Annotated in this window: 13 protein-coding genes and 1 riboswitch; of the genes, 9 read left to right on the top strand and 4 right to left on the bottom strand. The window is 68.8% G+C overall.

The features are described 5' to 3' along the window. Positions 1–227: 227 nt before the first annotated feature. From AUL34_RS19575 to AUL34_RS19550, 6 genes are all read left to right on the top strand, one after another. A complete protein-coding gene (locus AUL34_RS19575; RefSeq protein ID WP_061937685.1) occupies positions 228–983 on the top strand; it encodes a TnsA endonuclease N-terminal domain-containing protein in 756 nt (251 codons plus the stop codon). A 55-nt stretch (positions 984–1,038) separates the two neighbouring features. Continuing rightward, a complete protein-coding gene (locus tag AUL34_RS19570; RefSeq protein ID WP_156421021.1) occupies positions 1,039–3,489 on the top strand; it encodes a DDE-type integrase/transposase/recombinase in 2,451 nt (816 codons plus the stop codon). Continuing rightward, positions 3,489–4,592: a TniB family NTP-binding protein gene (locus tag AUL34_RS19565; RefSeq protein WP_061937679.1), complete on the top strand. Its 1,104-nt coding sequence runs from the start codon at positions 3,489–3,491 to the stop codon at positions 4,590–4,592. Before AUL34_RS19570 ends, AUL34_RS19565 begins: the two co-directional genes overlap by 1 nt. After that, positions 4,589–6,436, top strand: a complete 1,848-nt coding sequence (locus AUL34_RS19560) for a helix-turn-helix domain-containing protein (RefSeq protein WP_061937677.1) — start codon at positions 4,589–4,591, stop codon at positions 6,434–6,436. The genes AUL34_RS19565 and AUL34_RS19560 overlap by 4 nt, the downstream gene beginning before the upstream one ends. A 301-nt stretch (positions 6,437–6,737) precedes the next feature. After that, the gene (locus tag AUL34_RS19555; RefSeq protein ID WP_061937674.1) at positions 6,738–6,935 is read left to right on the top strand and encodes a hypothetical protein; all 198 of its coding nucleotides are present in this window, start codon (positions 6,738–6,740) and stop codon (positions 6,933–6,935) included. A gap of 17 nt (positions 6,936–6,952) precedes the next feature. After that, complete coding sequence (locus tag AUL34_RS19550; protein WP_061937671.1) at positions 6,953–7,195, top strand: hypothetical protein; 243 nt, start codon at positions 6,953–6,955, stop codon at positions 7,193–7,195. On the opposite strand, the gene AUL34_RS22455 is transcribed toward AUL34_RS19550, so the two are convergent. From AUL34_RS22455 to AUL34_RS19535, 4 genes are all read right to left on the bottom strand, one after another. Then, positions 7,186–7,329: a hypothetical protein gene (locus AUL34_RS22455; protein ID WP_156421020.1), complete on the bottom strand. Its 144-nt coding sequence runs from the start codon at positions 7,327–7,329 to the stop codon at positions 7,186–7,188. The genes AUL34_RS19550 and AUL34_RS22455 overlap by 10 nt on opposite strands. Next, entirely contained in the window at positions 7,326–7,979 is a 654-nt protein-coding gene (locus tag AUL34_RS19545) for an SOS response-associated peptidase (protein WP_061937668.1), read from the bottom strand. Before AUL34_RS19545 ends, AUL34_RS22455 begins: the two co-directional genes overlap by 4 nt. A 30-nt stretch (positions 7,980–8,009) precedes the next feature. Then, complete coding sequence (locus AUL34_RS19540) at positions 8,010–8,183, bottom strand: hypothetical protein (protein ID WP_156421019.1); 174 nt, start codon at positions 8,181–8,183, stop codon at positions 8,010–8,012. Positions 8,184–8,252: 69 nt separating this feature from the next. After that, positions 8,253–8,438, bottom strand: coding sequence for a hypothetical protein (locus AUL34_RS19535; RefSeq protein ID WP_061937662.1), 186 nt, complete (start codon positions 8,436–8,438; stop codon positions 8,253–8,255). A 43-nt stretch (positions 8,439–8,481) separates the two neighbouring features. On the opposite strand from AUL34_RS19535, the gene AUL34_RS19530 reads away from it, so the two are divergent. The 3 genes from AUL34_RS19530 to AUL34_RS19520 all read left to right on the top strand — a co-directional run bounded on the left by AUL34_RS19530 (position 8,482) and on the right by AUL34_RS19520 (position 10,453). Beyond that, positions 8,482–8,910: a hypothetical protein gene (locus AUL34_RS19530; protein WP_061937659.1), complete on the top strand. Its 429-nt coding sequence runs from the start codon at positions 8,482–8,484 to the stop codon at positions 8,908–8,910. Between the two features lie 169 nt (positions 8,911–9,079). Next, a riboswitch (yybP-ykoY riboswitch) is annotated at positions 9,080–9,230 on the top strand. A 24-nt stretch (positions 9,231–9,254) separates the two neighbouring features. Continuing rightward, positions 9,255–9,815: a manganese efflux pump MntP family protein gene (locus AUL34_RS19525; protein WP_061937656.1), complete on the top strand. Its 561-nt coding sequence runs from the start codon at positions 9,255–9,257 to the stop codon at positions 9,813–9,815. Next, the gene (locus tag AUL34_RS19520; RefSeq protein ID WP_061937653.1) at positions 9,812–10,453 is read left to right on the top strand and encodes a cytochrome b; all 642 of its coding nucleotides are present in this window, start codon (positions 9,812–9,814) and stop codon (positions 10,451–10,453) included. Before AUL34_RS19525 ends, AUL34_RS19520 begins: the two co-directional genes overlap by 4 nt. The last annotated feature ends 328 nt before the right edge of the window (positions 10,454–10,781 follow it).

Raw genomic sequence — 10,781 nt, 5'->3', positions numbered from 1 at the left:
TCTCGGCCGCGCTGCCGGCCGGACGCGCCGCCGCCGCCTCGGCGCCGTAACGAATCCTTCGCCACGCCCGGCGGAACGCCACGGAAGGGACGCGGATCCCTTCCGCAGCGGCGCCCGCGCGCGCGGCCCGTAAACCCGCCGTTCAAGTAGTCGGTGCGTGATGGGGACGGGCCACGGCCAGTCGATTCGCGCGACCGCCGCAGCAAGGGAGAAGTCGCGTGGTCCGCATGAAGAGAAAACGCAGGAACGACGAGGGCCCCGCCCGCAGGATCCAGTTCCATGGGCGCAGGCGGTCCTGCGCCGGCATCGCCCCGACCCGCAAGGGCGTCGGGAAGGTCCCGTTCGAGAGCCTCCTGGAGCTCGACCTCGTCGACCTGATGACCGACGACGGGGACGTCGTGTCCCTGCGCGCCCAGCCCGAGACCTTCAGGTGGACCGACGGCCTGACCGGGGAGCGGCGCAGCTACACTCCCGACTTCCTGGTCGCGCGTTCCGACGGCACGTCCGTCTACCGCGAGGTGAAGCCGTCCAAGGTGCTGAGGGCTGATCCCGAGTTCGGCGGGAGGCGCGCCCGCATCGAGCTGGAATGCCGCGCCCGCGGCGCAGACTTCGAAGTCTGGACCGAACGGGAGATCCGCCGCGTCGGCGGCACCGCGCCCTTCGTCAGGCACGCGACGATCGAGGAGGCCGCCGTCCTGTCCGGAGCGGCCTTCGGCGGAGACGGACCCAGGTGGGGTTCGGGCGCCGACGGGTCGCCGCTCTTGGACTTGGTGGCCCGCGAACTGCGAATCCCGAACCTCCGCCCGTGCGGTCTCGGCTGGGTCGGGCGCTCTGCCCTGACCGGCATCGCCATGGCCGTGATGTGCGACCTGGACGTCGACCCCGTCACCAAGCTGCTCGTCTGGAAGCCCGGACGGATGCCCGAACACCACCGCGGCGGCTTCCGCCAGTCGGCCCGCCGGATAAGGGGAAACCCCGCATGACGAGTGAACGTCCATGTCGCTGATCGTACCGCCACCCCCTCCGGTCCCGGCGCCGATGGCTGTCGCGTGGCGCGTGGGCGACGACGTCCGCGAGGAGCGCCCCGATGAAGCCCCGCGCCTCTTCACCGTCGTGAAGCGGCAGAAGGGCGGGTTCGTCCTCCGACCGAAGGGCGGCGGCGAGGACGTCGAGAGGACGGACGACGAGATCCGCTGGGGGCGCTGCTTCGGCGAGCTCGAGCACCACCCGGCCGCGCCGGCGGGGCTGACCGCCGCACGCCGGGCCGTGCTGGAGAGGGACTCCGGAACCGAGGATCCCGAGCACCGACAGGTTGCCCGGGTGAAGGTCGAGTACTGCTTCCGCGTCGAGTCCCTGCTCGACGCGGGCGTCCCGTTCGACGAGGCCTACGCCCGCGCGGCGGAGGAGGTTTACGCCTCCGAGGTCGGCCGTTGGACGAAGGCTTTCGAGGACATCCGCGCGGTGCGGGAGGCCGACCGGCTCAGGAAGCGGCGGCTGCCCCCGGAGCTCCTCAAGAAGAAGCCCGCAAGGCTGGGCCTCGGCATGCTCGAGCGTCCCCGCCCTTCGACGGTCGAGACCTGGTTCCGCGAGTGGTCGTCGAACGGCAGGGACGAGAGGATGCTTCTCCCGCTGTTCAACTCCCGCGGCGACCACGGGAAGAAGCTGGAGCACCGCACCTACGAGCGCATGCGCTGGTGGATCGAGGACGTCTACCTGAAGCTCGAGCAGGCGCCGCTTGCCTGGGTTCACCGCGAGATGGTGAAGGAAATCGGCAACGTCGTCAGCTATACGACGTTCCGCGCGTTCCTCAAGAAGGAGTACGCGGCCTACTTCGTCGAGAAGAACCGACTGGGCGGAAGGCAGGCCTTCCTGCGCAACACCGTCTTCAAGCGTCTCCGGCACGACCAGGTCGCCGGGAAGGACATCGAGATCGACCACTGCCTCCTGGACGTCCTCGTGCGTGACCCGTCCAGGCGGGTGGTCGGACGCCCCTGGCTGACGGTCGCGATGTGCCGCAGCACGCGGATGATCGTCGGCTGCCACCTTTCGTTCGAACAGCCCAGCTACGCCTCGCTCCAGCGGTGCCTGATCCACGCGATCTGGCCGAAGGACCTCAGCGGGCTCAAGCTCGAGAACGACTGGCCCTGCGAGGGCACTCCGGACCGTGCCACCGTCGACCAGGGCAAGGAGTTCTACTCCGCCAGCCTCAAGGCTACGGAAACCGCCCTCAAGTTCCAGATCGTGCCGCTGCCCGGTCGCATGCCTTGGCTGAAGGGCACGGTGGAGCGCTTGTTCGGGACGATCGGCGTGCAGGTGATCGCCTGGATGCCTGGCAAGACGTTCTCCAACGTCGTCAAGCGCGGCGACTATCCCTCCACCAAGAAGGCCCGGTTCACGATCACGCAGATCCGCGACTTCCTCCTGAAGTGGATCGTGGACGACTACCATGTGAGCTGGCACGAAGGCTTGGGGGGCGTCCCGCTCCAGGAATGGTATCGCCGGCGCCCCGCCGAGGTCGAGTCGCTGAGCGTGAACAAGATCACGGAGCTGACCGGCGTCTTCGCAATGAAGAAAATCGGCGAGAAGGGCGTCAGGGCGAACAGCCAGTACTACCTGCATCCGGTCTTGAACGAGTTGAAGCGGCAGTACGGCAGGGACCGGGAATACGAATTCCGCCACGACCCGTTCGACATCGGGCATGGCCTCCTCAAGCATCCGCAGGGCCGATGGATACGGCTGGAAAGCGATCGCCCCGAGAGATCGGTCGGCAAGAGCCTCTTCCAGTTCAAGGTCGACGCGCGGCTCGCCAAGGCGTTGACGCTCAAGGGCGAGCACGTCACGCAGGAGAGGTTGACCAAGGCAGCCGAGCAGGCGGCCGAGGAGGCAATGGACGCGGTGAACAACGGCTCGGCGAAGACGACCGCCGCGTCCGCCGCCCGCTACCACTACGACAACGGCCAGTTCTTCACGCCGATCGGCCGCCCGAGGCCGAACCCGGCGCTTGAGGGTCTGCCCGCCGTCGACGACGCGTTCCCGGAGCGCGCGGCCGGCCCGGTCAACGAGACGGCCGACACCTTGGGGTCGTCTGACTCGGACACGGACCAGGTCTCGATGGCGCCGGAGCCGTCCGGCCCGCGCGCGGCCCGGAGCCGGAGCGAGGACGCCCCGGCGTCGCCCCGTACGTCCGTGTCCAAGGCCGAGAAGGCCGCACGGTCCAAGCCGAAGCCGTCGCGCGAGTTCACCGCTCCCGACGCCGACGTCGTCCGCGTTTCCTTCGACAGGGTCCAGGCCGAGATCGAGGAGCGCAGGGCTCTGATGGTTTCCCGCCGAACCGCACCGAGGCGCCGCGAGGTCGACCCGCCGGTCGACCGCCCTGAACCCGAAGCGATGCGGCCGATCCTTCCGCTCCCGCCCGAGAACCAAGCACGGGCGTCCGACCAGCACAGGTCGCCCGCCAAGTCATCCAACACCAAGAGGAACCAGCCCTGATGGACACCGCATTCCCCACCAAGATCGAGGTCATGGAACGCGTTTTGACGTTCGAGACCGACATCATCCTGCACGAGCAGATCCGCGACGCGGTCGAGAAGCTCGACGACATCCGCACCCGCTCCAAGGTCCCGGAGATCGAGAGCGCGAAGGGGCGCGGCCTGCTGGTCGTCGGCGACAGCGGCGCCGGCAAGACCACGGTCGTCGAGGAGTTCCTGCTGTCGGCAGGCTACCAGAAGGATCCCGTGGCCGGCGAGGACGGCGACAGGATGCCGATCCTCCACATCGACATGCCCTCGTCGCCCACCCGCCGCCAGGTCGTCAAGGCGATCATGAACGAGCTCGGCTACCCTGTCCGTGACGAGTGGAACACCGCGCACATCCTCGACCAGATCTCCTATCTCTGCGAGCAGATGGGGGTGGAGATCATCGTGATCGACGAGGCGCACCACATCATGGACGCCAAGGGGGACGGCGAGGAGGAGATCTCCGAGTTCCTCAAGTCGCTCCTCAATGCCTGCAAGTGCCAGTTCGCGCTGTTCGGCCTGCCCACACTGCTTCGGCTCAGGGGCTACGCGCAGCTCAAGCGCCGTTTCCAACCCCCGGTCGTGCTGGTCCCCTACCATTGGGACATGACGTCGGGACGGAGCGAGTTCCTCGCGGTGCTCGACGAGTTCGAGACGGGAATGGACCTGCCCGAACCGTCGAACCTGTCCGAGCAGTGGAACGCGCTCCGCCTTTACTGCGCGACGGGCGGCCACATCGGGCTGGTCTCGAAGTACCTCAGCGAAGCCTACCGCCGCGCCCTCACCGAGGGGCTTCCCTGCATCGACATGGAACTCCTGGCCGAGGTCTACGACGACTTCGAGCGCGGGACGGAACAGGCCCCGGTCAGCAAGGACTACCTCGCCGACCCGATCGACGACGCCCGCATGATCGACGCTGCAACCAACCCGTTCCTCGCGGACCGGGAGAGCTTCGACAAGCTGTGGGAGATCATGTCGTCGAAGCGGGTGACCATGGGGCTGATGTCGAAGCCGCGGAAGGTCGAGAAGACCCGCTTCAAGGGCACCGCCAAGGCCGTCAGGGCCTTCAAGGAATGAGGGATGCGCTCCGGCCGCGGCTCCGCCTTGCCACGGCCGGGGCGGAGCCCGCCCACGGCTACGTCCGCCGCCTAGCTGCGCGCAACGCCTACGGCTCGCCCCGCGCCTTCGCGCGCGACGTCGGCATCGATCCCGACGGCCTGCGCTTCGGGCGCGGGGTGGACGAACTGGAGGCGGTTGCGGACCTCGCGGCGGGATCCCTGTCGCGCTGGTCGCCCCGCGTCGACGCCCCGGCCCGGAGGGTCCGCATCGGCGGGGAGATCCTGCGCACGCGCGACTGGACCGTCGCCTCGAGGCGGTGGTGCCCGACCTGCGTGCGGGACGACCGGAACGCGGCGTCCGGGCCTGCCCGGCGTTGGGCGGTCGTCCACCGTCCCTGGTGGGACGTGACGGCCGTCCGCTGCTGTCCCACGCACGGGACCGAACTCGTCGACCGCTGCTGGAGGTGCGGCACCGCCCAAGGCTGGGACGGCATCGACCCGCAAGCCTGCGACTGCGGTGCAGACCTCGGACGGGCGTGCGCGGCGTCGGCCGCCGACCTTTTAGGGGCGTACGTCCACCATCGACTCCTCGGACGCTCCGAGCCGAGCGTGCCGCTTCTCGACAGGCTTTCCCTCGCGGCGGCCGTGCCCATGGTCGACCGTCTGGGCCAGGTAACCGAGGTCGGAGCCGATGCGCGATGGGCCCCGGTCGACGGAGCGGCCACGGACGGCGCGAGGGAGCGTGGCTTCGAGATCGCGAGCGGTTGGCCGGGGACGTTCGAGGACGCCTTGGACGCGACGCTGGCCGCTTCCCGACAAGCGGGGCGCCCTCCCGGCATGCTGGGGGCCTATGGCTGGATCCACGAGGCTTGGGCCTCCACGCTTCCCGCGGCCGACGGCGGAGCCGCCCTGCGGGACTGCCTGAGGCGACATGCCGTGCGCAACGGTGTCGTCGCCGAGGCCGAGGGCGCCTCGGCCGGCGGAAACACGATCGACCTGAGGACAGCAGGCGTTCGCCTCGGGACGGGACACGAGCGCACGAAACGCATCCTGGACGCCCGCGGGGCCTTGCCGCGCGGGCGGCGGCGCAGCGTCGCCGTTCCCGTCGACGCGCGCGAGGTGGCGCGCATCGCCGGGGTGATGGGCGGCCTCGTGGACACGGCGACCGCCGCGAGGCTGCTTGGCGTCGGCCGCGCCGTCGTGCGGTCGCTGGCGAAGGAAGGACTGATCGGACAATCGGATGCGGGTGCGGCCCTCGGGCTGCGCGGGTTCGACGCGGAGGAACTGAAAGCGTTCGCCGACAGGCTCAGGGGGAGCGCGCGGATCGTCCGCCGGGCGCCGACGGGAGCCAAGCCCCTTGCGCAGGCCTGTCAGGCCGCCGGCATGCCCCTTGCGACGGCGCTGGGGCTCGTCGCGGAGGGCAAGGTCGTCCCCGTCGCCGTGCTGGCGGGGGTGTCCGGTGTCGCGGGCCTCCTCGTCCGCGTCGCCGATCTCGGTCGGCGTCCCCGGGGACGGGCTTCAGACGTCACGATCGAGGAGGCCGCCTCGATGGTGGGCGTCCATCCCGAGGCCATGCTCCAGCTCGTGCGGGCCTCGGCGATCCCGTCGCGGCGGGTTGCCGGTCGTTGGTCGATCCGGCGCATCGACGTGGAGCGGTTCGTCGACGGCCACGTCTCGGGCGCCGAACTGGCACGCACGCTCCGCACGTCGCCGCGGAACGTCGTCAGGCTGCTCGACGCGGCGGGTTGCGTCCCGGCGTTCGGACCGCCGGCATTCAGACAGGTCCTGTTCCGTCGGTCGGTCGCGGTCTCCGGCCTCTTGGCGTCGCCTGGTTCCACCCGGAAGCGCTCGACGGGTCAGTGAGCCCAAGAGGGGCGACTCCGTCTCGGCGATGGGCATGTCTTTCGGCAATTTCAGTTCCTCTCGACCGATGTCGCCTGTCGGTCGGGGCAGGAACGTCGGATTTCGATTGGCTCCGTCGCCAAACGCTTACGCAGCCGTCCTCATGTCGAGAACCGTTTCCGACACGACGTCCGAAGGCGACATCGGATCCGGCATGGGCGAGGACAGCTCGCCTATGCCGCGAACAAAATAGGAACATTGTCTTCCCAGAACGGTTGCCCGGAGGCATGATGCGCCGCGCGACTCACATGGGATCCGGACGATGTCGAAGCTGGCTGAACGCATAACGGACCTCCCCCTTCGGGACGATCTCGACGAGGCCGTCGACGAGGCGCTGCGCGTCTCCGGCGGGAACGCTCGCGTGGCGATCGGCGCCCTCATCCTCGGCCAGCGGAGCCTTCAGGAGGCGTTCGCGGACCGGATCTCGGCGGGCTACGTCCGGCGCGGGCTTGGCTCGTGACGCGGCGGGCGGGACGGATGAAGGAGATCGCGCCCGACGACCGACAGAAGCTCGTCGACCTCAGCTACGAGATCTGGAATGCGTGCTCGAACGCCATGCGAAGCATCGAGACCCGTTCGGAGGACTACAAGGCGGTCTCCAGGCTCCAGGCGGAAGCGCTTGGCTTCGGGCAGGCGATGGCCTTCCCCGACGACCACCGCATGCGCTTCGGCGGGCCGGGCCTGATGAGCAGGGTGAGCGATCCCAAGGGTCAGCCGTAGAGGCCCGACAGGATGCCGGAGACGATCGCGAGGAGGATCACCGCCACGTAGATGCGGTCGTCCGTCGCCAGCGCGTGGATCGGCGTGCGGCGCCGGGCGTGGTCGTCGATCCAGGCGAGGACGCGACCGATCATGCCTCGCCGTCGCTCCGGTGCCCCCGGGCGACGATCTCCAGGACATCGTCCGGCAGGGGCCGCTGGAGCGCGGAGGCCTCCTTCCAGTCCGCTCGCATCCAGACGTCCATTTCCTCGGGATCCGTCAGGATGACGGGCATGGCCTTGGGATGGATCGGCCCGACGACGCCGTTCGCGTCCGTGGTCAGGAAGCCGTAGGCGTCCACCGTGACCTCACCCTCGGACTTCTTCCGTGTCGACGTCCACTCGGTCCATATCCCGGCGAAGGCCATCAGGGGTCGGTCCTTGTCGGCCGCGAACCACACCGGGACTTTCTTCCCGTCCACGGTGTCGTATTCCGAAAAGCTGGTGAACGGGACGAGGCAGCGACGCGCGGGCCCAAGCCAGCGGCGCCAGTGCGGGGACTTGGTGTTGCGCACGTTCGTGACGCCAGGGTCGGTCGTGCGACCCTTCAGGGCGAGAGCGGGCGACGGCATGCCCCAGCGCGCGAGCTGCAAGGTACGCTCGCCATCCACCGTCGTGACGATCGGTGCCGAGGCGTCGGGGAAGATGCCCGGCATGGGCGGGAGGTTGCCCGTCCGGTCCTGCGTCGCACGGGTGAAGGCCAGGATCGCGGCCTGGCCCTTGGTCAGGGAGTATAGGTTGCACATGGCAGCTCGGGTCCCGTTGTCCGCGGATCATTAGCGGTCGGCTTCGTCGACATGGTCGCCGTCCTCGTCGCGATCGCGGACGGAGTAGAACGCTTCTTCCGAGACCGTCCGTCGTTCGTCCCCTTCCGGATACGGATTGTCGCGGACCGTCCTGTCGCCATCAGGCCCATCCGCCAGGCCGCAGTCCCAGACATCGTGGTCCATATAGGCCTCCATTCATCAGGGATAACGACTGACGCGGCATATCCGCCGCCACAACCCCTTGGTTGCCGCTCACCGTTCCGTTGCGAGTTCCGGCTCGATGCGGTTGATCACGCTGTAGTTCACCGCCGTCCACCACTCCGATCCCTCGCCGCAAAGCGCATCCTCGGAGGCGGCGATCGTCTCGTGATCGGAGCTGACGAGAAAGTCCTCGACATCGTTCAGCGAGGCGAAGGCCAGGACCGACACGGCGTCCATGCGTTCGGCCTCCGGGTCCTCCGCCTTGCCGGAGCCTAAGGGGATGGCGTCGGGGATCGGAAGGGCGCGGCGCCTCTACCGGGACTGCCTGCGCCAGTGCCTCGCCGAGCGCATATGCGTCCACTGCGGGATGGCGGCGGAGACTGACGACCCCAACGTACCGGACAGCCTGTTCGGCTTCCTCTATGCCATCCAGCGACCCGGCTCGGGAGGCGTCACCGTTCCGGTCTGCCGCGAGTGCGCTTCGGCTTCGAAGGACATTCGGTTCGCCACGCCCGAGGCCCAGCGTCGGCACATCGACGCCGTCCTGCGGGCGCGTCACCGCCGTGACCTGGCGGTGGCCGACTGGGAGGACGACGAGGTGGCACGCCTCGGCTACGTCCTGCGTACGGCCGTCCTGAACGGGATCGACGGGCGTGAGCGGGCGGAGGCTCGGCTGGCATGGCCCCGTCGCCGTCCGAAAGGCGAATGAGCACCGCGTCCGGCCCCTGAAAGTATTCGCGGACTCCTCGGACGCTTCGACATCACGTCAATCCGGTCGGTGTGTACCTCGGCGAGGCTCAGGTACCGCACTTGCAAATGCAAGTCAGAAACACTCAAGGCGTTGTTAAACCTTTGACTTTCGTCCTCGCGTTCGTTACATCGCGGCCATCGGGGAGTAGCTACCGTTCGCGGAACGGGGGCGCGTCAACAGACTCGCGCATCGGCGCGTGGCGCGTTCAGCCGGACAGGCCCAGCAAGACCGTGGCGACCGTTTCACCGCATGCGGACAGGTGCGACGGGAGCCCGGTTCCGCATGTCCGTCGGATCGTTGCCATGTCTCCCCTCACCATCGCCATTCTCGCCGTCAGCATGTCGGTCGACGCCTTCGCCGTCTCGGTCGGTCGGGGCGCCGCGATCGGCCGGCCGCGCTTCTCCGAAACGCTGCGCACGAGCGCCGTGTTCGGCGTCGTCGAGGCGATCACCCCTGTTATTGGCTGGGCCGCGGGCGTCGCCGCCAGCAGCTTCGTGGAAGCGGTCGACCACTGGATCGCATTCGGCCTGCTTGCCGCCGTCGGGCTCCACATGCTGTTCTCGGCGCTTGCCAAGAAGGACGCGGGCGAGGCGCCCGTCGGCCGCTCGATGACCGTTCTCGTGGCGACCGCGATCGGCACCAGCCTCGACGCCATGGCGGTCGGCGTGTCGCTGGCGTTTCTCGACGTCAACATCGCGGTGATCGCGGTGGCGATCGGCTTGGCCACCTTCCTGATGTCGTCCGGCGGCATGCTGGTCGGGCGGCTGATCGGGGAGCGGTTCGGCCGCGCGGCCGAGGCCGTCGCAGGAATCGCGCTGGTCGGGCTCGGCGCGTCGATCCTCTACGAGCACCTCCTCGCGTGAGCGTCGGGACGGACACGATGATCGAGGCCGGCCGCCTGCGCGACACGCCGCGGCGCTACGGCCTCGTCAGCCGCGCCTTCCACTGGGGCGCAGCGTATCTCCTCCTCTGGCAGTTCGCGACGCTTCTCGGCTGGCGCTGGCTGGGCGACGGCCCGGTGATGCGCGCCGTCTCGCTCGCGGGCCCCTACCACGGCACCGTCGGCGTCTTGGTTCTGGCCCTGCTTCTGCCGCGAGTGGTCTGGAGCCTCGCCGAGCGGCGGCGGCGGCCCGCAGGTGAACGCACGATGCTCGGCCCCCTGCGCGCGGCAGTCCACTCAGCGTTCTACGTCCTGATGCTCGTTGTCCCGGGTTTGGCGCTCCTGCGCGCTTATGCCAACGGCAAAGGATACGAGCTTTGGGACGTCGCGCTGATCCCCGCGACCGGCGTCGTCGTCGAGTGGCTGGTCCTGCCCGCCGATCGCCTGCACGGACCGCTGGCCTGGACGCTGGCGGTCCTGATCGCGGGCCACATTTCCATGGCCCTGTTCCACGCGCTGGCCCGGCGCGACGGAACGCTGCGCCGTATGGCCGGTAGCCTCAGTGACGAACACGCCGTGACGTCCTCGGAGCGCGTCACATCCAGTAGCCGTTCCGCTTGAGATCGCTACCCGGTTATCCGACACCGGTTGATGCAGTGGTGGCCATTTCTCCTTTCAGGAAGGACTAACGTTCGGTTGGATGGCTGACAGGGGTCAAAACCCGTCCGGCCGCTTCTAGGCATCCGCTTTTCTCGCAACCTGAGACCAGACGGGGTGGAAAGCGGACAGTCCGCTTCGGGTGTCGGACGCGAATGAGCGGACGTTCTCATGAGCCCGCTGGAGAACGCGCCGCATTCATGGGGTATCTGCGAATGGTTCTCGCTCCCGAGGTCGGCGGAGGCTACCGCGCCAGATCGCCGATCTTGCGGCATCGCAGCTCCCGCCCCTA

Origin of the sequence: Aureimonas sp. AU22 (assembly GCF_001463745.1) — a bacterium.
In the GTDB taxonomy this organism is placed as follows: Bacteria; Pseudomonadota; Alphaproteobacteria; order Rhizobiales; family Rhizobiaceae; genus Aureimonas.
The sequence above is the reverse complement of the archived record's forward strand: the minus strand, read 5'-3'. Positions and strand labels throughout refer to the sequence as shown.